The sequence below is a fragment of the Siccirubricoccus sp. G192 genome (assembly GCF_019084075.1).
In the GTDB taxonomy this organism is placed as follows: Bacteria; Pseudomonadota; Alphaproteobacteria; order Acetobacterales; family Acetobacteraceae; genus G192.
In genome coordinates, this window is sequence record NZ_JAHREN010000001.1 from 168,057 (window position 1) to 190,457 (window position 22,401).

18 protein-coding genes and 4 pseudogenes are annotated in these 22,401 nt (G+C 66.1%); 11 read left to right on the top strand and 11 right to left on the bottom strand.

All coding sequences use genetic code 11. The annotated features are described in order from the left end of the window. Positions 1-6: 6 nt before the first annotated feature. Positions 7-558, top strand: a complete 552-nt coding sequence (locus KSF81_RS00795) for a transposase (protein WP_217377317.1) — start codon at positions 7-9, stop codon at positions 556-558. On the opposite strand, the gene KSF81_RS28765 is transcribed toward KSF81_RS00795, so the two are convergent. From KSF81_RS28765 to KSF81_RS00805, 3 genes and pseudogenes are all read right to left on the bottom strand, one after another. Continuing rightward, complete coding sequence (locus KSF81_RS28765) at positions 555-1,340, bottom strand: carboxyl transferase domain-containing protein (RefSeq protein ID WP_309139433.1); 786 nt, start codon at positions 1,338-1,340, stop codon at positions 555-557. The two genes, KSF81_RS00795 and KSF81_RS28765, sit on opposite strands and share 4 nt — an antisense overlap. Then, positions 1,252-2,202 (bottom strand): annotated as a pseudogene (locus KSF81_RS28770) (carboxyl transferase domain-containing protein); the annotation flags it as partial. The pseudogene KSF81_RS28770 and the gene KSF81_RS28765, both read right to left, overlap by 89 nt. Further along, positions 2,163-4,355 carry an acetate--CoA ligase family protein gene (locus KSF81_RS00805; RefSeq protein WP_217377318.1) on the bottom strand — a complete coding sequence of 731 codons (2,193 nt, stop codon included), beginning with the start codon at positions 4,353-4,355 and terminating at the stop codon, positions 2,163-2,165. The gene KSF81_RS00805 and the pseudogene KSF81_RS28770, both read right to left, overlap by 40 nt. A 123-nt stretch (positions 4,356-4,478) precedes the next feature. Here KSF81_RS00805 and KSF81_RS00810 point away from each other — a divergent pair, with 123 nt between their 5' ends. Further along, entirely contained in the window at positions 4,479-6,005 is a 1,527-nt protein-coding gene (locus KSF81_RS00810) for an acyl-CoA carboxylase subunit beta (protein ID WP_217377319.1), read from the top strand. A gap of 21 nt (positions 6,006-6,026) precedes the next feature. On the opposite strand, the gene KSF81_RS00815 is transcribed toward KSF81_RS00810, so the two are convergent. From KSF81_RS00815 to KSF81_RS00840, 6 genes are all read right to left on the bottom strand, one after another. Next, positions 6,027-7,037, bottom strand: coding sequence for an ABC transporter ATP-binding protein (locus KSF81_RS00815; protein ID WP_254453296.1), 1,011 nt, complete (start codon positions 7,035-7,037; stop codon positions 6,027-6,029). Next, positions 7,034-8,017: an ABC transporter ATP-binding protein gene (locus KSF81_RS00820; protein ID WP_217377320.1), complete on the bottom strand. Its 984-nt coding sequence runs from the start codon at positions 8,015-8,017 to the stop codon at positions 7,034-7,036. Before KSF81_RS00820 ends, KSF81_RS00815 begins: the two co-directional genes overlap by 4 nt. Before the next feature lie 7 nt (positions 8,018-8,024). Beyond that, positions 8,025-8,822 carry an ABC transporter permease gene (locus KSF81_RS00825; RefSeq protein WP_254453792.1) on the bottom strand — a complete coding sequence of 266 codons (798 nt, stop codon included), beginning with the start codon at positions 8,820-8,822 and terminating at the stop codon, positions 8,025-8,027. A gap of 92 nt (positions 8,823-8,914) precedes the next feature. Continuing rightward, on the bottom strand, positions 8,915-9,829 hold the full coding sequence (locus KSF81_RS00830) for an ABC transporter permease (protein WP_217377322.1): 915 nt from the start codon (positions 9,827-9,829) through the stop codon (positions 8,915-8,917). A 31-nt stretch (positions 9,830-9,860) separates the two neighbouring features. After that, complete coding sequence (locus KSF81_RS00835; RefSeq protein ID WP_217377323.1) at positions 9,861-11,459, bottom strand: ABC transporter substrate-binding protein; 1,599 nt, start codon at positions 11,457-11,459, stop codon at positions 9,861-9,863. Positions 11,460-11,649: 190 nt separating this feature from the next. Next, positions 11,650-11,871 (bottom strand): acetyl-CoA carboxylase biotin carboxyl carrier protein subunit, encoded by a 222-nt coding sequence (locus tag KSF81_RS00840; RefSeq protein WP_217377324.1) that lies wholly within the window; start codon positions 11,869-11,871, stop codon positions 11,650-11,652. A 233-nt stretch (positions 11,872-12,104) separates the two neighbouring features. Between KSF81_RS00840 and KSF81_RS00845 the strand changes: the two are divergent. The 8 genes and pseudogenes from KSF81_RS00845 (at position 12,105) to tnpC (ending at position 20,267) form a co-directional block, all read left to right on the top strand. Further along, positions 12,105-12,820 (top strand): annotated as a pseudogene (locus KSF81_RS00845) (IS6 family transposase). A 321-nt stretch (positions 12,821-13,141) separates the two neighbouring features. After that, entirely contained in the window at positions 13,142-15,319 is a 2,178-nt protein-coding gene (locus tag KSF81_RS28775) for a sensor histidine kinase (RefSeq protein WP_254453297.1), read from the top strand. Between the two features lie 149 nt (positions 15,320-15,468). Further along, a pseudogene (locus tag KSF81_RS00855) lies at positions 15,469-15,837 on the top strand (transposase); the annotation flags it as partial. 137 nt (positions 15,838-15,974) lie between these two features. Continuing rightward, positions 15,975-17,300 carry an MFS transporter gene (locus tag KSF81_RS00860; protein ID WP_217377325.1) on the top strand — a complete coding sequence of 442 codons (1,326 nt, stop codon included), beginning with the start codon at positions 15,975-15,977 and terminating at the stop codon, positions 17,298-17,300. A 33-nt stretch (positions 17,301-17,333) separates the two neighbouring features. Further along, positions 17,334-17,534, top strand: a complete 201-nt coding sequence (locus KSF81_RS00865) for a hypothetical protein (RefSeq protein WP_217377326.1) — start codon at positions 17,334-17,336, stop codon at positions 17,532-17,534. A gap of 345 nt (positions 17,535-17,879) precedes the next feature. Beyond that, a complete protein-coding gene (tnpA, locus tag KSF81_RS00870) occupies positions 17,880-18,305 on the top strand; it encodes an IS66-like element accessory protein TnpA (protein ID WP_217377327.1) in 426 nt (141 codons plus the stop codon). After that, the gene (gene tnpB, locus KSF81_RS00875; RefSeq protein ID WP_217377328.1) at positions 18,302-18,658 is read left to right on the top strand and encodes an IS66 family insertion sequence element accessory protein TnpB; all 357 of its coding nucleotides are present in this window, start codon (positions 18,302-18,304) and stop codon (positions 18,656-18,658) included. The genes tnpA and tnpB overlap by 4 nt, the downstream gene beginning before the upstream one ends. 13 nt (positions 18,659-18,671) lie before the next feature. Continuing rightward, on the top strand, positions 18,672-20,267 hold the full coding sequence (gene tnpC, locus KSF81_RS00880; RefSeq protein WP_217377329.1) for an IS66 family transposase: 1,596 nt from the start codon (positions 18,672-18,674) through the stop codon (positions 20,265-20,267). Between the two features lie 3 nt (positions 20,268-20,270). Here tnpC and KSF81_RS00885 read toward each other — a convergent pair whose 3' ends face one another. Continuing rightward, positions 20,271-20,807 (bottom strand): DUF488 family protein, encoded by a 537-nt coding sequence (locus KSF81_RS00885; RefSeq protein WP_217377330.1) that lies wholly within the window; start codon positions 20,805-20,807, stop codon positions 20,271-20,273. A gap of 1 nt (position 20,808) precedes the next feature. Further along, positions 20,809-21,030, bottom strand: coding sequence for a DUF2945 domain-containing protein (locus KSF81_RS00890; RefSeq protein WP_217377331.1), 222 nt, complete (start codon positions 21,028-21,030; stop codon positions 20,809-20,811). A gap of 1,182 nt (positions 21,031-22,212) precedes the next feature. Between KSF81_RS00890 and KSF81_RS31765 the strand changes: the two are divergent. Next, positions 22,213-22,389, top strand: a pseudogene (locus tag KSF81_RS31765) (ISAzo13-like element transposase-related protein); the annotation flags it as partial. Positions 22,390-22,401 lie beyond the last annotated feature (12 nt).

A 22,401-nucleotide genomic window follows, 5' to 3' on the forward strand; every position in this document is an offset into this window, starting at 1 on the left:
GGCGACGTGCTGCTGTGCTGCGACTGGACATTGCTGCGGCTGTTTCCCCCGCTGCGCGCGGCCTGGGCTCTCAAGGGCACGCAGGCCACCGTGCCGATCACCGGCGCGAACGCCAAGCGAGTGCTGTTCGGCGCGATCGACCTGCGGACCGCGCACCGGGTCGTGCTCGTCCGTCCGCGTGCCGGCGCTGCCGATGCGCAGGTCTTCTTGCGCGAGGTGCGACGCCGCTACCGCGCCGCCGGCACGATTTGGCTCCTGGCCGACCGGGCCAGCGCACACACCGCCGCGCGCACCCAGATGCTGGCCGCGGCGCTTGGCATCCGGTTCCTTTGGCTGCCCAAGCAGGCTCCGGAACTGAACGCCATGGACCAACTCTGGCGCGAACTGAAGCGGCTCATCGCCGCCAATCGGCAGGCCACCTCGGTGAATGCTCTGGCCAGCGATGCCGCAGACTGGGTGCTGGGACTGACACCCCAGCAGGCGTGCCGCAAGGCCGGGATGGCTTCAAAGCACTTCTGGCTCAGGAACCTGATAGAAGACTTTTGGCCACCTACTTAGGGTCGCATCCCGAAAGCCCGTGGCCCAGGACGCCGCAGCGATTCTGCAAGTGCTGCGAAATGGCAGAGCACCTTGCGAGTATCGCGCGGGTCGATGAGTTCCTCCACCCAAAAGCTTTCCGCGGTGCGCGCCGGCGTGCGAAGTTGGATCAGCCGCTGCTCGATTTCCTGCAGCTTGGCTGTGGGATCGTGCGCGGCTTCGATCTCCGCGCGATAGGCTGCCTCGATCCCACCCTCGAGCGGCAGAGAGCCCCAGCGGGCGGTGATCCAGGCATAGCGCATTGCAAAGCGACCGGCCGGTTGATGCACCGCACCGGCCACGCCGAAGCAGTTGCGGACAATGATGGAGCACCAAGGAACCGTGGCCTGGTTCACCGCGGCCATGGCCCGCACACCATGCCGGATCGTCGCTGCACGCTCAGCATCCAGCCCGATCTGGAATCCGGGGCAGTCTACCAGATACACGACCGGCATATGGAATGTTTCCGCCATGTCCACAAAGCGGATGACCTTGTGACAAGTGTCCCTGGTCCAGGCACCTCCATAGAAATACGGATCGCTCGCCATGACCGCGACCGGTAGCCCGTCGATCCGGGCGAAGCCGGTGATGATGGAGCGCCCGAACATCCCCCCCCATTTCGAAGAAGGAGCCCTTGTCGAAGATCGCCTGCAGGATCGGACGCATCCGGTAAACCTTGCGCATGTCGCGCGGGATCGCCGAGAACAGGGACTCATCGCGGCGGCCTGGGTCATCCAACTGCGGTCCGCGCGGCGCCACATCATGGATTGATGACGGCAGGTAGGACAGGAAGCGGCGGGCGCAGGCGAAAGCCTCCTGCTCCGTCTCCACGGCTTGGTCCACGGCACCGCTGCGCGTCTGGATTTCCCAGCCGCCGAGTTCTTCCTTGCTGAGCGTCTGTCTGGTGCGGGCCACCACGGGCGGGCCCGCCACGAACATCGCCGATGTTCCCTTGGTCATAACCGAATAGTGACTGGATGCCAGCCGGGCCGCGCCGAGCCCCGCGACCGAGCCGAGGCCGAGCGCCACCACCGGGACATGCGACAGATTGTCGGTCGTGTAATGGAATTGCGGCGTGCCCGCAGTGTTGCCGCCGGGCAGATTGGCGCGGCCGGTGGTCTCGATTGTCTTGACCGAGCCACCGCCACCGGAGCCCTCGATGATACGGATGATCGGCAGGGACCATTCCTGCGCCATCCGTTCGGCCATGACATGCTTTTCTTTGATGTTCGCATCGGCGGAGCCGCCACGAACCGTGAAATCATCCCCGATGATCACGACCGGCCGGTCATTGACCGTGGCACGACCCATGACGCAATTGGATGGCGTGAACTCCACTATCCGGCCTTCCGCATCATACTCCGCCTTGCCGGCGATGGAGCCGATCTCGAACAGGCTGCCCGGATCGATCAAAGCGCCGATCCGCTCGCGGACGGTGAGACGGCCGGCATCGTGCTGGCGCTTGATCTTCGCCGGCCCTCCCATGGCCTGCGCCAAGCGCTCGCGCGCTCGGAGGTCATCGAGCTCAGGCTGCCAGGGCATGCTTGTCTTCCTCCATTTATCCATTTCTGGATGGGTAAAGCCGCTCAGACCGGATGCCGCGGCACTGCCGGCGCCGCGGGCCATGCGCCATCCGCTATGCGGAGCAGGGCATCGGCCACCACCAGCCCCTGTCCCTCGTCGCGCAGGAAAACCGGGTTGAGGTCCATCTCGACAATTTGCGGCACGGCAGCAGCAATCTCCGATACCGTGGCGATCGCGCGGGCGAGTGCAGCAATGTCTTTGCGAGCCTTGCCTCTGGCCCCATCCAGCAGCGGGAAAGCCTTCAGCTCGCGCAGCATCCGCAACGCTGCGACAGCGTCGAGTGGCGCCGGCCGCAACACCACATCCTGTAGGACTTCCACAAAAATGCCACCGAAGCCGACCGCCACGAACGGGCCGAGCACCGGGTCGCGCTTCACACCGATGATCATTTCAACCCCATCGGCGATCATCTCGGCGATCAAAGCACCACGCAGCACCGCCGCCGGCGCATTGTGCGATGCATTCTCCAGCACCATGTGGCAGGCGTCGCGGCAAGCCTCGGCGGAGGTAATCCCCAATCTGACACCGCCGATCTCCGTCTTGTGCGGGAATTCGTCGGAATCCACCTTCACCGCGACAGAAACCGCACCCAGCGACGCGAAAGCGGCCTGTGCCTCTTTGGGTGATGCCACCTGCACCATGCGTGGCACTTTGAGTCCTGCCTCCGCCAGCAATGGCAGCAGCACGGCCTCTCCGGCAATGGTTTGGTGGCATGCCGCCATGTCCCGCAACCTGGCGGCTAGTGGTGCCAGGGCAGCTTCCGTAACGCTTTGTCGTACCGCCAAGCCAATGGCGGCGCCGGCGCGCGGCGCGTGCAGCAGCCGGCGTGCAGCCTTCACCGCGCGACTGGGATCCGAGAAAGTGGGGACACCGCCGACGGCAAGGCTGGTCGCACCGGCCGGTGCCGAAGCCAGCCAGGCAACGAGCAGCGGCTTCTCGGCGGAGCGGGCGAACTCGGCGAGCATCGCGGTGAGTTCCTCGACCTTCGCCCGGATAGCGCCGAAGCAGCAGATGATGATGTCCACCATGGTGTCGGCCACCATGCGTTCCAGCAGTGACCGTGTTGTCACCAGATCCGTCATCGGCAACGTGGCCAGATCCACTGGGTTCTGCGCGACGAGGTAAGATGGGATCACCCGTGCGATGGCGGCGACCGTTTCCGCCGAAAATGGTGCCAGGCTCAACCCGAAACGATGCAGGCCATCGGTGCAGATCACATTGAAGCCGCCGGAATTGCCGACAATGCCAACGCGCGGCCCGGCCGGCAGCGGCACGCCATGCGCGAAGGTCGCCGCGGCGTCGGCAAGATCTTCCAGGCTCTCGGCCTGCACCACACCAAGCTCGGCGCAGAGCGCATCAAAGAGATGCGAAGGGCCGGCGAGCGATCCGGTGTGCGAAGCGGCGGCGCGGGCCGCATCCGGGCTGCGGCCGGCCTTCAGGATGACCAGCGGCTTGCCCCTGTCGCGCGCCCGCTCGGCAGCTTCGCGGAAGCGGCCCGCATCGCGGATTCCCTCGACATAGCCGGCAATCACCCGGATGCGGTCATCCTCCGCCATATGGACGATGGCGTCGGCGCATTCGAAGCCCGCCTCATTGCCGGTGCTCACGAGGTAGCCGATGCCAAGCCCACGGGCCATGCATTCCGAGGTGACGAGGGCGCCTACTAGCCCGCTCTGCGAAACGATGCCGACCGGACCTGGTCGTGGCTGCCCCTCCGAGAGGGCCGTTGAGAAATTGACGGCCAGCCCGTTGAACAGATTGGCGATACCCTGGCAATTCGGACCGCAGATGATGAGTCCGGTCCGCGCTGCAATCTCGCGGATCTCGCGCTCAGCCGCCTCGCCCGCCGGTCCGATCTCGGCGAAGCCACTGGTATAGATCACCATCGCGCCGACACCGGCCGCCGCGGCGTCGTGCACCGCCGCCAGGACACTATTCGCCGGGATCGCCACGACCACGAGGTCCGGCACTTCGGGCAATGTTGCGATGGCAGGGTAGCAGCGATAGCCGAACAGCGTTTCATGCCGTGGGTTGATCGGGTACACACGGCCGGCAAAGCCTGCTTCCGACAGATAGGCGAGTGGGCGACCGCCGGGCTTCGTGCGAATCTCCGATGCGCCCAGGATGGCCACAGAGGCAGGTTCGAAAAGGCGCTGCAAATTCGCCCTGCGCCTGCTGTCCAGGTCCTGCTTCATGGCCATTCTCCCCTGGCAGTACGACGGCGCATTGTCTCTCTCGCCCTGGGAATGAAACCCCTCTTGAAGGGGTCGTCAACTCTGCCATGGTTGCCGGATTCTCCACCGAAGACCGGGGATCGCATGCCATTCGAGGACAGGATCGCTGAACACGCCGCGCGTCGGCAGAAGGCGCTGCGCATGGGCTCACCCCGCAAGCTGGCAGAACTCGCGAAAGCGGGCATTCTCAATGCACGGCAGCGCCTCGACCATCTGCTTGATCCTGGTAGCTTCCAGGAGGTCGGGCTCTTCGCGGTGTCGGAGCGCCCCGAAGATCGCGACCGTTCGCCTGGTGACGGTGTGGTGACGGGTTATGGTTGCATCGAGGGCAGGTCGGTTGGCGTCATCGCTTACGACATCACCACCCTCAGTGCTTCGAGTGCGCCTGTCGCCAGCCTGAAGTTCCAGCACATCCGCAAGGCAACCATGACACAGGGCATGCCTCTGGTAGTGCTGGGTGAGGCGGGAGGCGCACGTATTCCCGATGTCATGGGCGCGCGCGGCATCGCGCGCACCCGCAGCCACCAGATCTATGACCGGCGCCGGCAGACGCCCTGGGTCACGGCGGTCCTTGGACAAAGCTATGGCTCGCCGACCTGGAAGGCGGCGATGTCGGACTTGGTGCTGATGCGGAAGGGCGCCATCATGGCGGTCTCCAGTTCCAAGGTGACCTCGGTCGCGATCTCCGAGGATGTCGATCCGGAGGAACTTGGCGGCTGGCGCATGCGGACAGAGGTCACCGGCGAGGTCGACCGCGCCTGCGAAACCGATCAGGAAGTGCTCAGCACCATCCGCCGCTTCCTCGGCTACCTGCCATCGCACAGCATGGAGGCACCACCGCGCGCGGTGGTGCCGGCTGGCTCGGGCGAGGCGATGCAGCATTTGCTTGATGTCGTCCCCGAACTCCGCAGCAAGGTCTATGACGTGCGGAAGGTGATCGAGGCCATCGTCGATCTCGGCAGCTTCTTTCCGATAAAGGAGCGCTTCGCCAAGGTTCTGACCTGCGGCCTGGCAAGGATCGGTGGCAGGACGGTCGGCATCATTGCCAGTAACCCGGTGGTCAAGGGCGGCGCACTGGATCCTCAGGCCTGCCGGAAGGCAACCTCCTTCGTTGTACTCTGCGACAGCTTCAATGTACCATTAGTGCTGCTGACCGATACGCCCGGCTTCCTCGTCGGCGTCGAGGGAGAGAGGCTGGGACTTGCCGGCCACATCATGAATTTCAACCATGCGCTCGAGATGGCGACGGTGCCGAAACTCGCGGTCATCATGCGCAAGAGCTATGGACAGGCCTATATCAATATGGGCGGCAACGCCGATGAAATCGCCGCTTGGTATTCCGCTGACGCCAGTTTCATGGATCCAGGCGTGGCGGTGAATGTGGTGCATGGGATCCGCCAGAAGGCGGAACCCAAACGGTTTGAGGCGCTTCGCCAGGAATTGGCCCGCGACACCGGTGCCTATGATCTGGCGGCGGGTTTCCTTATCCAGGATGTCATCGATCCGCGTGACACACGCGACTGGCTGAGCCGCATGCTGGCGGTGCACCAGCGACGTGCCACGAATAGCGTGGGTCAGCACCTGATGAGCACCTGGCCCTATAGTTTCTGATCGTCCGGGGGAGATGCTCGGTCAGGCGGGCTGGAGTAGCGGTCCCGTCTCGGCCTTGTTGCCAGCCGCGATCGCTTCGTGGTGATGACAGGCTACGCGCTGATCGGGACTGGCTTCGCGCAACTCGGGCCTCTTCGCGGCACAGAGGGCATCCGCGTAGCTGCAGCGGGTGCGGAACAGGCAGCCGCTCGGCGGATTCAGCGGGTTCGGCAATTCGCCCTGGAGACGCGCGGCGCCAAGAGGCGCCTTCGCCGCGGCAAGCGCAACGAGTCGCTGTGTATAAGGATGTGCCGGACGGCGTAGAACCTGGCGCGCCGTGCCTATTTCAACCAGGCGCCCGAAATACATGACGCCCACAGATTCGCTGAGATAGCGCACCACGGCGAGGTCATGACCGATGAAGATGTAGGTGAGGCCAAGTCGTGCCTGCATCTCCTGCAGCAGAGACAGCACTTGCGCCCGCACCGAGACATCCAGTGCCGAAACCGGCTCATCCAACACCAACAATCGCGGATCGACCGAGAGCGCACGCGCGATGGCGATCCGTTGGCGCTGCCCGCCGCTGAACTCATGTGGGTAGCGGCTCGCTGCCTCCGGCTGCATGCCGACTATCTCCAGCAACTGCGCCACCTTGGCTTTGGCAGTTGCGCGGTCCGTGCCCTGGGCACGCATGGGCTCGGCGATGATGCGGCCAGCACGCATGCGCGGGCTCAGCGCACCATAGGGGTCCTGGAACACGGTCTGCACCATGCGGCGATAGGCGCGTTCCTGCGCGGCGGTCTGGGCGAAGATATCCTGGCCCTCGGCCCAAAGCGTTCCCGAAGTCGGCCGCTCCAGCTTCAGCAGCATCTTGGCCACGGTACTTTTGCCGCTGCCGGACTCACCGACGATACCAAAGGTGGTGCCGCGCGACACGGAGAAGGACACGTCCTCCACCGCGATGACCGAGCGCCGAGCCTCGAACAGCCCACCGCGCGGCAGGATGAAAGTCTTGCCGAGGCTGCGTGCCTCGATCACGGGGGCTTCGGTCATGATGCGGTATCGGCCAGCCAGCAGAAGGCGCGATGGCGCAGGCCAAGCTGCATCTCAGTCGGGTCTTCGGTGCGGCACCGCGCGATCGCCACCGGGCAGCGGTCCGCGAAAGCGCATCCGTGTGGCAGTTCGGCAAGATTGGGCACCTGGCCCGGGATCGCCTTCAGCGTCACCGTATCGCCTTCGACCTGCGGCAGCGAGTCGAGCAGCGCCCGGGTATAGGGATGCCGTGGTGCACTGAAGACAGTGGCAGTCGGTCCTTCCTCCACCAGACGGCCGGCATACATCACGATGATGCGGTCGGAGAGGCGGCGGATGGCCGAGAGGTCATGTGTCACGATGATGATGGCGGTGCCGGCCCTGTCACGGATCTCGCGGAACAACAGCAGAATCTCATCCTGGATGGAGGCATCGAGCGCGGTGGTCGGCTCATCGGCAATCAGCAGCCGTGGTGTGGCGGCCGTCGCCATGGCCGTCAGCACCCGCTGCCGCATCCCGCCGCTGAGTTGGTGCGGATATTGCCGCAGCCGCAGTTCAGGCGCGGTGAGATGCACGCGGCGCAACAGGCCGATGGCCGTGACCTGGTCGTTCGACTGCCCTTGGCGACGCCGTTCACGCAACACCTCGTCGACCTGGTTGCCGATGGTGAAGAGCGGATCGAGCGAGGTCATGGGGTTCTGCAGCACCATGGAAATCTCGCTGCCGCGCAGGCCGCGCATCTCCCGCTCCGACAAGGCAAGCAACTGCCGGCCGTCATAGCGCACTTCACCTCCCACCCGTGCACTGCGGGGCAATGTCCGGATGATGGCGTTGCACAGGGTTGACTTGCCGCTGCCGGACTCGCCGGCGATGCCGAGAATCTCGCCAGGTTGCAGCGTCAAGTTCAGACCGGCTACTGCACGGGCAGGCCGCTCCATCGGACCGAAGGCGACAGTCAGGTCCTTGACCGTCAGGATTGGCGGCGAGGTCTCGCGGTGCATGGCTGCCCTACAACACGCCACGAGGATCGAAGCTGGCCCGCAGCCAGTCCCCGACCAGGTTGAAGCTCATCACCCCGAGCACGATCGCCACACCCGGCCAGACCGTGAGCCACCAGGCGACGCTCATGTAGGTGCGCCCTTCAGCCAAGGCGAGGCCCCAGGAGACATCCGGCGGCTGGATGCCAAGGCCGAGGAAGGAGAGTGAGGATTCCAGGATGATGGCTCGGCCGATATCCAGCACCGCCAGCACCAGGATAGAAGTCATGGCGTTCGGCAATACATGCCGCAACGCGATCGCCATCGGTCGCACGCCAGCCACGCGGGCCAGCAGCACGAAATCCCGCTTTTTTATGGAGACGACCTCGCTGCGCACCAGTCGCGCGTAGCGAGCCCAATTGGTCAGGATCATCACCAGGATGATGTTGCCGATTCCGGTGCCCAGCGCCGAGACGAAGGCGAGAGCCATCAGGATGAAGGGTAGCGCGAGAAAGGCATCGACCACGCGCATGATAGCCGCCTCGACGAGACCGCCGAGATAGCCGGCGATGAGGCCAAGCGCCACGCCGATGGTTCCTGCGACCAGAACTGCGGCGCCGGCAGTTAGTAGTGAGACGCGCGCGCCGCCGATTAGCCGGCTCAGCATATCGCGGCCAAGCTGATCGGTGCCGAGGAGATGCATGGTGGACCCACCCTCCATCCAGAAGGGCGGCGCAAGTATCGCGGTGAAATCAGGTTCGTCCGGAGCGAAAGGGGCAATCGCGCCGCCGGCCACCGCTGCGAAAATCAGCAGAATGCAGAGCGCCATCGAAAGCACGGGCAGCCGCGGCCGACCCGTGCGGCGACGCCAGCGCAAGCGGAGCGACCACCAGGACGAGGCATTCAACGCAGCCACGCGCGTCATGCGCTGACCCGTGGGTCGAGCACCGCATAAAGAAGATCAACACAGAGATTGACGGTCATGAACAGCACTGCCGTCAGCAGGACGCTGGCCTGCACCACCGGGAAGTCTCGGTTCAGGATTGCCTCCACCACAAGTTGACCGACGCCTGGCCAAGCGAAGACCCGTTCGGTTACCACTGCGCCACCGAGCAGCAAGCCGAATTGCAGGCCGAGATAGGTTACGATCGGCAGCGATGCATTCCGAAGCGCATGCTTCAGGACGATCAGGCGGTTCGGAATACCAAGAACGCGCTCCATCTGAACGAAGTCGCTGCGCATTGCCTCGGTCATATTGGCCCAGGTCAGCAATGTGACCGAGGCGGAGGCGAAGAAGGCAAGCGTGACGCAGGGCAAGACGAAATTTGCTACCCCGCCATAGCCGGAGGAAGGAAAAATTGGCAATGTGATAGAGAGCAGCATGATCAGCATCAGCCCGACCCAGAAACTCGGCATCGCCTGCCCGAGCCCGGCATAGCCGCGCACAATCGCCGCGAACCAGGAGCCTTGCCGCAGCGCCGCGGCGATGCCCAGCGGCACACCGATTATGATGGCGAGCAGCATCGACAGCCCCGCCAGTTGCAGTGTCGGCCCGATGGCTGCCAGCACCAGATTCATCGCGGGTTCCCGGTAACGAAAGGACACCCCGAAATCGCCGCTCAGAATATTGCGCAGGAACACTAGATACTGCTCATGCAGAGGACGGTCGAGCCCGTATTGCTCTCGGAAGAAGGTGCGGTCCGCATCGGTCGCCTCGGAGGGCATGACAAGCGGGGTGGGGTCGCCCGTCAGCCGCGCAAGCGTAAAGATCAGGATCGTCAAGAGCAGAAGCGTGATCAGCGTCTGTCCGATCCGCTTCAGAATAAAGGGCCCCATCCGGTGTTGTCTCTCGCAGTTCTGCTACCGGTCAGCCGGCCTTTTCGACATTCCAGAGCACGGGCCAGGACACGTTCGGCGTCGGCTTCCATTTGATGGTCCGGCTCGCGGCATAAATCGAATCCGTTGACCAGAGCGGGATGAGCGGCGCTTCCTCATGCAGCTTGGCGAAGAGCCGGTGCAAGAAGGAAGCCCGTTCTTCCGGCGAGGAGAAATCGTTCATCTTCGCTAGCAACGCGTCCACCTCCGGGTTGGAATACCAGGAATAGGAAGCGCCGGTGCGCATTGATCGCAGCAGGCGGCCCGAAGGATCAGAATTATAGTCGGTGAAATTGGCGAAGATCAGATCGACCGCGGGATCCTTCTCCTTGCCGCCATAGACCGCGATCCACGCGCCGTAGTCGAGCATGGTGATTTCGGTCTTGATGCCGATGCGGTTCAAAAAAGTGGCGACACCCTGCAAGGTCTCGCGCGCCTGGGGCACGCGTCCCGATCCCTGACCCACCATGCGGAGCGGCTTGTTGAACTCGAACCCCGCCTTGGACAGTATCTCGCGGGCCTTGTCCGGTTGGAAGCCGTAGGGCTGCACGCTGACGTCGCAGCCCAGCAGGCCGGGGCTGCATGGTAGATCCTGTGCTGTACCGAAGCCAAGCATCACCGTGCGCAGCAATATGTTCTTGTCGATCGCCATGTTGAGCGCCCGGCGCACTTCGGACTTGGCAAGGATCGGGTTGCCGCCGAGGGCGTTGATGGCGACATAGATGTTCTGGAAGCTAGGGGCGCGGATCACCTTCAAATCGGGCATACGTTGCAATGGCGCTGCCAGCACGGGCGGGATATTGATCACGAGATCAGACTCGCCGGTCTGGACCTGCGCCAAGCGGGACTGATCGTCCGGAATGATCTTGATCGTCACTTCGCCGACCTGCGGAACCCGCCCCCAATGTTCATCGAAGCTCCGCAGCTTGATATGGGATCGGATCCGGCGCTCGACGAAGGCAAAGGGGCCGGTGCCGATGGGCTGGCGCTCGAACGCAGCCTCGCCTGCGGACTCCGCATGCCGCTTTGAGATGATGTACCAGTATTCGCCGAGATTCTCCATGAAGGAGGCGTCGCGCGCCTTCAGCAACACGCGACAGCGGCGTTCGCCCAGGACCTCGACATCGGCGATATTCGCCACCAGCACGCTGGCGCGGGGGTTGCGAGTTTCCGGCGCAATCGCGCGCTGCCAACTGAACCGGACATCCTCGGCAGTGACACGATCGCCATTGTGGAATCGTGCATTCGACCGCAGGACGAACTCGTATTTGAGGCCATCAGGGCTGACGGTATGGCTCTCGGCAACCGCCGGTGCCAGGCGCCCATTCTCGTCATGACTATACAGCCCCTCGAAGACATTGGCGAAGAACAGATAGTCGTTGCCGCCAGCGATGCGGCAGGGATCGAGCGTGATGATGTCGGTGCCGGCGGCCACCACAAGGGGCGGCTTCCCCTGCGCGGCCGCGGTCTTCGCCCCGCCCAACCCGGAAGCAAGGGCCGTGGCGATCAATCCGCCTGCCACGGCGCGTCGGCCGATCGGCTGATGCCCAAGGAAGGCTTGATGGCTGCCGTTATCCGTTGCCAGTGTCATGCATGATCCTCCCGCTGTTCTTCTTGGTTGGGTATCGCAGAGCCAAGCTGATGGGCGGAGCCACGCGATGCCAACATAGTCTAGCTATTCTCGTGCTCGTCGCCCAGCAACGGACGGCACTCAACTCAATGCTAAATCGACCACCCGCAGCCGACAAGCAGGATGGCGCCCGTCGCCCAGGTGTGACGCTCTATCTGGTAAGGATCACCAGAACCTGGCCTTCGGTAACCGGCTCGCTCTCGGTGACCAGGATCTCGGCGACGACACCCAACGACGGGGCCGAAACCGGGATCTCCATCTTCATCGATTCGAGCAGCAGCAAGTCGGTTCCTTCCTCAACCTGGTCACCGATCTGGACCTGCAGCTTCCAGACGCTGCCGGATAGTTCGGACTTCACGGGAATCCTGGCCAAGGTGGTCCTCCTATCTCGTCCTGGACGTGGGGCGAGCTGTTTGCCGGTGCTGTCCCTCGGCACTGCACACAAGCGCTACCATGGAGCGGCTTCACCGCCCTGCCAAGCCGCCGCCGCACATCGGCCAGCACAGTCAACTTGTCGGCTCCTAGCCGACCAAACTGGCAGTCTGAGGGGCACCGTCAGGTTGAGCGGGGCTTGGCGGCCTGACCCTGGTCCGGCATGAATCCGGAATGAGCTCGCCAGCCGCCAAGTCGCCCTATGCCGGATTCCGCTTTCCGGCCGAGGTGATCAGCCAAGCTGTTTGGCTCTATTTCCACTTCCCGCTCAGCCTACGCATGGTCGAGGAGATGCTGGCGGCGCGCGGCATCGTGGTCAGCCACGAGACCGTCCGGCAGTGGGCGCTGAAGTTCGGCCAGGAGTTCGCCAACCGGATCCGGTGGAGGTTGCCCTGTGCCGGAGACAAGTGGCATCTCGATGAGGTCGTCATCAAGATCGCCGGGGTGATGCACTGGCTCTGGCGTGCGGTCGATCAGACAGGGATGGTGCTCGACGTGCTGGTGCAGAGCCGGCGCGACAAGAGGACCGCCAAGTGCTTGCTGTGCAAGCTGCTGAAGCGGCGATGCCGAGCGCCGCGCGTCATGATCACCGACAAGCTCCCGAGTTACGGGGCGGCCAAGCAGGAGATGATGTCCGGCGTCGAGCATCGCCAGCGTAAGGGCCTGAACAACCGGGCGGAAAACTCACACCAGCCGACACGACGACGAGAACGGCAGATGAAGCGCTTCAAGTCGCCGCGGCAAGCGCAGCGCTTTCTTGCGCCCACGACCAGATCAACAACCTGTTCCACCTCCGCCGCGACCACGCCTCCGCCGGCGAATACCGCGCCGCGAGGGCGTATGCATCCGAGGTATGGGCCGGCATCAGCGGGGTCGCCGCCGCCGTCTGAAATCTGCTGCTCCGACGCCCTTGGCATGTCAGCGCAGCGGCCGCAGAGTCGGTAGGTTGACGGTGCCGGCAGCAGCCAACAACCGGTCCCGACGCCAGCAGCAATGCCGTGCGGCTGCACAACCGAATTTTCAGGCTAGAGGAAAAGGAAAACGCCGATGCGTCGCACAGGCGATGGTGGAGGGCCGCCGCGCCATCGGGCCACCTCCGGTCCGGACGGCAACCACCGACCGGCCTGCCGGTAGTTGCCATCGCGGCGGCTACCTCCCATAGTCTAAAGAAGTACTGCAGAGGCTCCTTTCATGCGGATGCGTGGACGGTGATGGCAGCGGCACCGCGATCCCGGTGGGGGAGACCGCTCTCGATCCGCGCCCATCTGCTGCTCCTGCTCACCGCCCTGCTGCTGCCCGTGCTCGCCTTCGCCGCCCTTGTCATCTGGCGTTTCGCGGAATCCGAGCGCAATCGCATCGAGACCCATGCTTCGGACGTGGTGCGGGAGGCCTCGGCCATCCTCGACCGCGGCTTCGTCGACATCTTCGCCACGGCGCGCGTCCTGGCGGAATCCGAGGCGCTGGCCGAGGGCGACCTCGCCGCCTTCCACCAGCGCGCGGCGGCGACCGCGCGCGTCGTCGGCGGTGTGGTGGCGCTGCGCGATCGGGCCGGCCGCTACGTGCTGAACAGCAACGTCCGCTGGGGCGACCCGCTGCCCCGCAGCATCACCCTCGCCGCCGCGGATGCCGAGGTGGCGCGCACCGGGCGGCCCGTGGTGACCGACGTGTTCCGGGGGATCGTGGACCCGACGCTCCAGTTCGCCGTGATCCTGCCGGTGCGGGTCGGCAATGGCCTGGGTAGCGCGCCGTATTTCCTCAGCCTCTCGATGCCTCTGGCGCGGATCCAACGCATCCTCGACGAGTTCATCACCCTCGATCCTGGCGCGACCGCTGCGGTGGTGGACCGGCGCGGCATCTTCGTCGCGCGCACGCGGGATCCGGAAAGCTTTGTCGGTAAGACGGTGCGCGATGTTCCTCTTGAAATGCCACATCCCGGCGGGCGGGTGATCGGCCTCGACCGGGCCGGCGTGCCGTCCATGCTCGCCTATCAATGGTCCGATGTGTCGGGCTGGCGGACCGGCGTCGTCGTGCCGATGGCGCTGGTCACGGCGCCGCTGCGCCGCGCCCTGTGGTTCCTGGGGGCGATCGGCGCCGGCGCGGTAGCGCTCGCCCTGCTCGGCGCCTTCGCGGTCGGCGAGCGGATCACCCGGTCGGCGCGGGCGCTTTCGGCGGCTGCGGCGGCGCTGGGGCGCGACGAGCCGGTCCCGGCGCTGGCGACGCCGCTGCGCGAGACGAACCAGGTCGGCGTCGTGCTCGCCGCCGCCGCGCGCGAGCTTCACGCGCGCGAGGCCGCGCGCGCGCGCGCGGCGGCGGCGCTGCATCTCACCGACCAGCGCTTCCGCGTCGCGCTGCTCAGCGCACCGGTCACCGCCTACACCTGTGACCGCGAGCTGCGCTACACCTGGATCGCCAATCCGCACCGCGACGCGACGCCCGAGGCGGTCCTCGGCCGGCGCGACGGCGAGATCGCCACGGGGGCACGGCCCGAGGAGGTCGCCGCGCTGATCGCGCTGAAGCGGGAGGTGCTGGAGACCGGGGCCGGGATCCGACGCGACCTCACCTGGACCGGGCGGGACGGCCGGGTGAGCCACTACGACGTCACCGCCGAGCCGCTACGCGACGGCGGCGGGCCCGGCGCGGCGGTGGTCGGCATCACGGTCGCGGCGCTCGACATCACCAGCCATGCCGCGGCGGTCCAAGCGCTGCGGCTTCAGGACGAGCGCCAGCACCTGCTGCTCAACGAGTTGAACCACCGGGTGAAGAACAGCCTGGCGGCGGTGCAGGCGATTGCGGCGCAGACGTTGGGCGCCGCGCCGGATCTCGAGACGGCGAAGGCGCGGCTGCAGGCGCGGCTGCTGGCGCTCTCGGCGGCGCACGACGTGCTGACGCGCGAGAGCTGGGAAGGCGCGTCGCTGGCTGAGTTGTTCGATGCCGCGCTGGCCCCGCTCCGCCCGGCCGAGCCGGGCCGCGTGCTTCGCGAGGGGCCGCCGATCTGGCTGCCGCCGCGCGCTGTGCTCGCGCTGACGCTCGCCTTCCACGAGCTTGCGACCAATGCAGCGAAATACGGCGCGCTCTCCGTCCCGGCGGGCCGCGTCACAGTGGAGTGGGCGCTCCGTCCTGGCCGGCTGCTGTGGCTGCGCTGGACGGAATCCGGTGGGCCGCATGTCGCGCCGCCGACCCGCCGCGGCTTCGGCTCGCGCCTGATCGAGCGGAGCCTGGCACATGACCTGCGGGGCCGGGTCGCAATGGGATTCAGGCCCAATGGCGTCGTTTGCACCATCGAGGCGGCGCTGCCGCCCGAGCGGGACGCGGCGGCGGTGGCGTGGCAGGGGCCGGCGGCCGAGGGAGCCGGCGAAGGTAAGTTGGCGGCAGAGCCGCAGGAGGGTTAATGGCGCGCCGCTTGGCCGGGCGGCGATGGCGGCGATCGTGCCCCTGGGCGTGGTGTAGGAGGCCGCCATCGTAACGGTGGCGGCCATGGTGATGGTCCTGGGTAGGGTTGGGTTGTCGAGGCCAACAACCCCCACCTTGGAAAACCACGATGACCGACGACAGGATTGCCCTTCGTGAGCTCTTGGAGAAGGGCTCTGATGCCACCTTCCTCCGCGAGAGGATCGGCTTCGCCGCGCAGCGCCTGATGGAACTGGAGACCGACGGGGTGTGCGGCGCCGGCCATGGCGAACGCAGCGCCGAGCGGGTGAACCAACGCAACGGCTACCGCGAGCGCGACTGGCAGACCCGCGCCGGCACCGTTGAACTGCGGATCCCGAAGCTCCGGCGCGGCTCCTACTTCCCAGGCTTCCTGGAGCCCCGGCGGACCGCCGAGAAGGCGCTGACCGCGGTGATCCAGGAAGCCTATGTCCAGGGCATCTCGACCCGCTCCGTGGATGACCTGGTCCGGGCCATGGGGATGGCACGCCGAGGCAGGTCCATCGCTGGCTGAGCCCGCGGTGCAAGATGCCATCGAGATACGGACCGCAGTGCGGACAGGGCACGGAGGCGGTACCTGCGCCCTGCTCGGTGAGTGATGGCGCACCGGCGCTGCTGATGCGGACGGAGACGGACACGCGCGCCGGCGCGTTGGATAAGTCGGCGAAAGAATTGGGGTACCGATCGGGCAGTGCCCTCCTTAAACTGGCCCATCCAGCCAACGCGGAACGCACCTTCAGGATGACGCAAGGCCACGCCGCTGCTGATGCGCCAGATTCCCTCGCGGGCTGGCTCGCCACTCTGTCCGCCTTCATTGCCGGTTTCGTGGCCTTCGGGGTGATGTACAGCTTCGGCGTATTCTTCTCTCCGATGGAGGCGGAGTTCCACGCCAGCCGCACCGCGACCTCTGTCTTCTTCGCGGTCACCGGCATGCTGTTCTATTCCTTTGGCTCGGTCACCGGTCGGTTGAGCGACCGCGTCGGCCCGCGGCGCATCATCGCGACGGGCGCGGTCATCATGGGAGCCGGGCTGGCACTCACGGCCGCGGCGCCGCGGATGTGGATCGGCTATCTGACCTATGGCGTTGGCGTCGGCATCGGGGCCTCCTGCGCCTATATCCCGACACTGGCGCTCGTTGGCGGATGGTTCGACCGCCACCGCACGACGGCCCTGGGCCTGGCTGCGGCAGGCACCGGATGCGGGACATTGCTGATTCCACCCGCGGCTGCGGTGCTGATCCAGGCGCATGGCTGGCGGATGGCCTACGCGCTGTTCGGCGCGGGCTCGTTCCTGCTGCTCCTGCTCTGCGCCAGGCTTGCCCGCCAGCCGCCGCTTGCCCGGGCGGCCCAGACAACGACGCTGCGGAGCGTCGTGCGGTCGCGCCCGTTTGCGCTGCTCTACGCTTCCTGGGTGCTGGCCACGACGGGCCTCGTTGCGTCGATGGTCTTCCTGCCACCTTTTGCCCACGCCACCGGCGTCAGCCCGGTCGCCGCCTCGGCGCTGATCTCCATCATCGGCGGCATGAGCATCCTGGGGCGAGGTGGAATCGGCCTCATCAGCCGGAAGGTTGGTCTGGTCCGGCTATACAAAATCTCGGTGCTGGTGATGGCGGCAAGCTATCTGCTGTGGCTGCCGTTCACCGGCTACGGCTGGCTGGTGGCGTTCGCCGCGACGCTCGGGTTTGGCTACGGGCTGCGGATTGCACTGACGCCCGTGGTGCTGATCGAGCTCTTCGGCCTTGGAAACCTCGGTGCGATACTGGGCGTGTTCTTCACCGCCTCCAGCATTTCAGCCCTGTGCGGTCCGTTAGTGGCTGGCCTGATCATCGACCGGACCGGCAGCTACCAATGGGGCGTTGCATTCGCACTGGTGATGGGGGTGCTGGGATTCCTCGCGGTGGCACCGCTGCGGAGCGACTGTCACGGCAGCGGTCCGGTGCGCTGACCAGTCCGTATCATAGCCGAGCAGAGCCTGGAGATGGCAGAAACGGTTCTGCCCATCGGGGCGCTGGAATTATGGCAACCGACGCTGATGATGATCCTCCTGCGGCTGATCGGCTATCAGGTCGTGAAGCCTCTTCCTGTAACAGACCCTTGGCAATCAACTCCCTTTAGCTCAGATGCCGCAATGGGCCGGCCGTCTGATGATAGGCGGAAGGGCGGCTGCCCCTCAGAGTGATGGTGTGTGGGACGGGGTCCGAGTGGGTCGGCCCCAGACATCACCGAGGGGCAGTCAGCGTCGCCGCCGGCTTCCCTTCCAGCGGCCCGCCGGCGAGGCCGCATATCCGCTCGCGGGGGGCCCCGCTTCGATCGGGTCGAACCATCTCTCGCCCGCGACTGGCCCGTCGCTACGAGGAGGCCACGCCGCCACCCGATTCCACCACATCCGCGGCGGCACCGGGCATTCATGCCGAAGCGATCCTCGCGGGATAGATAATCGTTACGTCCGGCCTGATGATGGTAAGCGCGGCGTCGAGGCCCGTCTTCCTGCGGGGTGGGTAGATGTGCTGGTTCGGCGTGGAGCATGGAGCTTCGGGCCGACATTATGGTCGACATTAACGATGGCGCGAAGGACGGCGGCTATCGGCGTGTAGAGGTTCTGACCGGGCCTGGCCGACGGCGGAAGTGGTCTGAGGACGACAAGGCGCGGATCGTGGCGGAGACGCTGCGGCCGGGCACGGTGGTGGCCGATGTGGCGCGACGCTGGCAGGTCAGTTCGCAGCAGGTGTTCACGTGGCGTCGGGAGATGCGGCGCGCGGCGGTGGCGCCGCTGAGCTTCGTGCCGGTCGTGGCGGAGACGCCGGTGCGTGCGCCCGAGGCGGCTCTGCCATTGCCTGCGCCACCATCAATCGAGGTGGGGGTGGCCGGCGCGGTTCTGCGCGTCACGCCCGGCACTGACGTCGACCTGCTGACGGCGGTGTTGCGGGCCATTCGAGCGTCAGCGGCATGATCGCGCCGCCCGCCGGGGCGCGGATCCTGCTGGCCACCAAGCCGGTCGACTTCTGCAAGGGCGCGCACAGCCTGGCCGCGCTCGCCGTCGAGGTGCTGGGCGCCGATCCCTTTACGGGCGCGGTGCTGGTGTTCCGGTCGCGGCGCGCCGACCGGATCAAGATCCTGCTTTGGGACGGCAGCGGCCTGGTCCTCGTCTGGAAGCAACTGGAGGCCTCCACGTTCCGCTGGCCGGTGATCGTGGACGGCGTGGTCCGCCTGACGCCGGTGGAGTTCGCCGCGCTGTTCGACGGCATTGATTGGCGACGCGTCCAGGCCACGCGGGAGATTCCCACGCCGAGCGTCCCTGCATAGAATCGGCGGCACGATGCGCGCCGCGGATGACGACACGCCGAGCCTGCCGGAGGATGCTGCGACGCTGCGCGCGCTGCTGATCGAGACGCTGGCGAGGTGCGACACGCTCAGCACCGAGCTTGGGAGCATTACCGCCGAGCGTGATGCACTGGCGAGCCAGAATGAGCGCCTGCAGCACCTGCTGCTGAAGCTCAAGCGCCGTCAGTTCGGCACGAAGTCCGAGCGTCTCCCGGAGGAGCAGTTGCTGTTCGCGTTCGAGGAGATCGAGGCGACGCTGGCTGGCAACGCGGCCGAGGCGGGCAAGCGGTCTCCGACGCTGCGCGATAACCAGACCAAGCGTCGCCGCGAGGGCCGCGGCGGCCTGCCGGCGCATCTGCCACGGGTCGAGCAGGTGCTGGCGCCGGAGGCGACGACCTGCCCCTGCTGCCAGGGCCCGCTGGTCGAGATCGGCAGCGACACCGCCAGGCGGCTGGACGTGATCCCCGCCCAGTTCCGCGTCGTCGTGACGAAGCGGCCGAAGCTGGCGTGTCGCGCCTGCCCCGGCGTGGTCATGCAGGAGCCCGCGCCGGCCCGCCTGATTGAGGGGGGCATGCCGACCGAGGCAACGGTCGCGCATGTGCTGGTCTCCCGCTACGCCGACCACCTGCCGCTTTATCGCCAGTCGCAGATCCTGGCGCGGCAGGGGATCGAGATCGGCCGCGAGGTGCTCGCCGACTGGGCCGGCACGGGTGCGACGGAGATCGTCCCCGTGGTCCGGCGGATGCGCGAGATCCTGCTCGGCTCGTTGCGGCTGTTCGCCGACGAGACCACCATGCCGGTCCTCGACCCAGGACGCGGCAAGACGAAAAAGGGCTATGCCTGGGCGATCGCGCGCGACGATCGGCCCTGGGGCGGAGTGGACCCGCCGGCGGTGGTGTTCCACTACGCGCCGGGCCGCGGCGCCGAGCATGCAAAAGCACTGCTGGCCGGCTACCAGGGCATCCTACAATGCGACGGCTACGGTGCGTACAAAACGCTGGCCGCGGCGGATGGCGGCATCACGCTGGCATTCTGCTGGAGCCATGTGCGGCGGGAATTCATCGAACTGGCGAGGGGCAAGACCGCGCCGATCGCCCAGGAGACGTTGAAGCGCATCGCTGCCCTCTACGCGGTCGAGACGGAGCTGCGCGGCAAGCCACCTGACCTCCGTCGAGTGGGCCGGCAGGAACAGAGCCGTCCCCTCGTCGAGGCGCTGTTCGCCTGGCTCTCGGAGCAACTGGCACGCCTGCCCGGCGGCAGCCCCACCGCGGGGGCCATCCGCTACGCGCTGAACCATCGCGACGGCTTGGTGCGGTTCCTGGATGACGGCAGGATCGAGCTCGACAACAACACCGTGGAACGCGCCATTCGGCCGATCTGTCTCAGCCGAAAGAACGCGTTATTCGCCTCCGGCGACGATGGCGGGGCAAGATGGGCGGCCGTGGCCTCCCTGGTCGAGACCTGCAAGCTGAACGGCGTCGACCCGCAGCGCTACTTCACTGACGTGCTGACCCGCCTCGTGAACGGCTGGCCCAACGGCCGCATCGACGAGCTCATGCCGTGGTGCTGGGCGCCCAACCACAACGGCTGACCGTCAAACGCGAGCCACACGGGCCTCGTCGCCGCGCTTACTGATGATGGCTCCGGCCGTAAGGCGGGCCGGTTCGATGCGGCCTTGCCCCATGAGGTGGAAGACGGCCTCGCCGCGGGCGATGAGGTAGTCGGCGACGATGCGGCGATGGCAGCGCCGCCACACGGCTTCCGAGCACATCATGGCGCAGTGCCGCGCGCGGCCCACCTCGACCAAGCGATCCAGGCCGACGCGGAAGTCCGCCGTCAGCGTGTAATCGGCGTAGTTGGGGAAACTCCGGTTCTCCCAGAGGCCGTTGAGCGCGACAGGCGCAGCCTTCGCCCTCCCGCGCAGGCCGCCCAGGGCCGCGATGTGTTCGTAGGCAATCTGGAAGAGAGCCAGGGCCTCGGCGAGCGTGCCCTCGTTGAACTTCGGGTTGGCGCGCGACCTCGGCATCTTCCGTATGTCAGCCACGATGCCGATGTCAGTGGTTCGCAGCAGACCGACGAACTCCTCCTTGCTGTGGGTGGAATGGCCGACCGTGAAAAACGGAAGGTCCAAGCTACCTTTTGCCCGCCAAGGATTTCAGCGCACCACCTTTGTGGGCCGCGATGTGGTCAGTCTTGTCGCTCTTGATCTCGTATTGCGGATCGTCCTCCGTGGCGTGTCGCATATGGCCCTTGTAGCTGAAATCTCTCATGTGGATGGCCGTGATCGTCCCACTGACCTGGCCCGCCTCCGAATTCCAGCTCACATGGTCTCCGATGTTGAATTTCTTGCCCATCTTTCCCGCTTCCGCCATTTGAACGCTCCGGCTGGAAATGGGGTTCCACCTTGTGCCGGTTGAGGGTTCGGCGTCGGCTGCCGCATGGACGGCACGGAGGCCGGCCCTTCCACGGGTACCCGGAGCGTGCGGCCGGAGCGAGGCGATCCGCTCCGGCGACAGGCTGCGCCGCCCGATGGCCGCGCGAACGCTCGACTGCAGTTCCGCCTTGGACTGGGTGTCCCTGGCGAGCCACGGCCGATCACGGGTCGGGTGGCGGAGCCTGCCAGGAACTCCCGACGGAGCGATACGCCATGTCGGGCCATCTTGACCTCCTCGTCCGCCCACCCGTAAGGACGGATCCTGCCTAAATTTGGGGGTCAGAGGCTCGGGTCACCTCTTCAGGGATGCCGCAGCCACCACCAGCCCCTGCCGTCCCGACGCGGCCCATGTCGCCGACGCCTTCTGCCCTTCCTCCTCCTCGAAGGTCGCCAGCGACAGGGTGGAGTGCGCGTGGGCCCCGCCGGCCTGGGATGGCAGGCCCATCCGGCGCAGCTTGGCATTCGCCGAAGGAATGACCGTGGGAAAGGATGTGCTTCATCCGATTGCCCTGCGCTGGCATGCTCCTCCCATAGCCGCTGATCTCGCCTGTCTGTGCAGTTCGCGGGACTGCTGAGATACCCCTCGATCGAACCCGCAACCGTGGCAGCGGCCATCGGTTGCGCGAGCAGCCGCGGGAGGTTGCAAATGGCCCCTGAGCACATCGAACACGCACCTGCGGGCGCACTGGGTGACAGCAAGCCCTGGACACTTGCCGCACGAAGCCAAGAGGTGGACGGGCTTGTCAGCCCTGAAATATCACCCCGTCCGGTCGGCAACACCGGTGGATTGATCACCGAGGCGCGACGGTGCCGCAGCCAATCGGCCGAATCTCATCAAGATCCCTGGGATCGAGTCGGGGTTATCCACGATCAACGATGTTATCGTGCCACAGGAATTCGTGTGAAGGGCGTGCCGATGCGCTGAGTGCGGATTGGCGCGGTCTTCCTTTACCATTGCTGTCACGCCCCCATTCCGCCTGGATTTCACGGTGTGGGCACTCCGGCGCCGTCCGCTCAATCAGGTTGACCGGTGGGATGGCTCGGTCTACCGGCGGACCCTCTCCGCAGGGAATGTCCTGGCTGAGGTGGAGATGACGCAGGCGGCGTGGATGCCGACACGGCGGCCTTCGCGGTCGAGAGCATCCGGCGCTGGTGGCAGCAGCTGGGCCAGACCCGCTACCCCGAGGCCCGGTGGCTGGTCATCACCGCCGACTGCGGCGGCAGCAACTCAGCCGACGAGGAGCGTTTCGAGCGATACATGGCCGAGATTTTCGGCCGTCTTGGCATGGAT

What these genes read in the sequence shown, in the direction of transcription:
- tnpA (WP_217377327.1), top strand. Translation starts at nt 17,880, where the DNA reads ATGGAGCTTCGGGCCGACATTATGGTCGACATTAACGATGGCGCGAAG.
- KSF81_RS00835 (WP_217377323.1), bottom strand. Translation starts at nt 11,459, where the DNA reads ATGACACTGGCAACGGATAACGGCAGCCATCAAGCCTTCCTTGGGCAT.
- KSF81_RS00820 (WP_217377320.1), bottom strand. Translation starts at nt 8,017, where the DNA reads ATGCACCGCGAGACCTCGCCGCCAATCCTGACGGTCAAGGACCTGACT.
- KSF81_RS00830 (WP_217377322.1), bottom strand. Translation starts at nt 9,829, where the DNA reads ATGGGGCCCTTTATTCTGAAGCGGATCGGACAGACGCTGATCACGCTT.
- KSF81_RS00825 (WP_254453792.1), bottom strand. Translation starts at nt 8,822, where the DNA reads ATGGCGCTCTGCATTCTGCTGATTTTCGCAGCGGTGGCCGGCGGCGCG.
- KSF81_RS00860 (WP_217377325.1), top strand. Translation starts at nt 15,975, where the DNA reads ATGCGGACGGAGACGGACACGCGCGCCGGCGCGTTGGATAAGTCGGCG.
- KSF81_RS00810 (WP_217377319.1), top strand. Translation starts at nt 4,479, where the DNA reads ATGCCATTCGAGGACAGGATCGCTGAACACGCCGCGCGTCGGCAGAAG.
- KSF81_RS28775 (WP_254453297.1), top strand. Translation starts at nt 13,142, where the DNA reads ATGGCAGCGGCACCGCGATCCCGGTGGGGGAGACCGCTCTCGATCCGC.
- KSF81_RS00890 (WP_217377331.1), bottom strand. Translation starts at nt 21,030, where the DNA reads ATGGGCAAGAAATTCAACATCGGAGACCATGTGAGCTGGAATTCGGAG.
- KSF81_RS00805 (WP_217377318.1), bottom strand. Translation starts at nt 4,355, where the DNA reads ATGAAGCAGGACCTGGACAGCAGGCGCAGGGCGAATTTGCAGCGCCTT.
- tnpB (WP_217377328.1), top strand. Translation starts at nt 18,302, where the DNA reads ATGATCGCGCCGCCCGCCGGGGCGCGGATCCTGCTGGCCACCAAGCCG.
- KSF81_RS00815 (WP_254453296.1), bottom strand. Translation starts at nt 7,037, where the DNA reads ATGACCGAAGCCCCCGTGATCGAGGCACGCAGCCTCGGCAAGACTTTC.
- KSF81_RS28765 (WP_309139433.1), bottom strand. Translation starts at nt 1,340, where the DNA reads ATGATGTGGCGCCGCGCGGACCGCAGTTGGATGACCCAGGCCGCCGCG.
- tnpC (WP_217377329.1), top strand. Translation starts at nt 18,672, where the DNA reads ATGCGCGCCGCGGATGACGACACGCCGAGCCTGCCGGAGGATGCTGCG.
- KSF81_RS00865 (WP_217377326.1), top strand. Translation starts at nt 17,334, where the DNA reads ATGGCAGAAACGGTTCTGCCCATCGGGGCGCTGGAATTATGGCAACCG.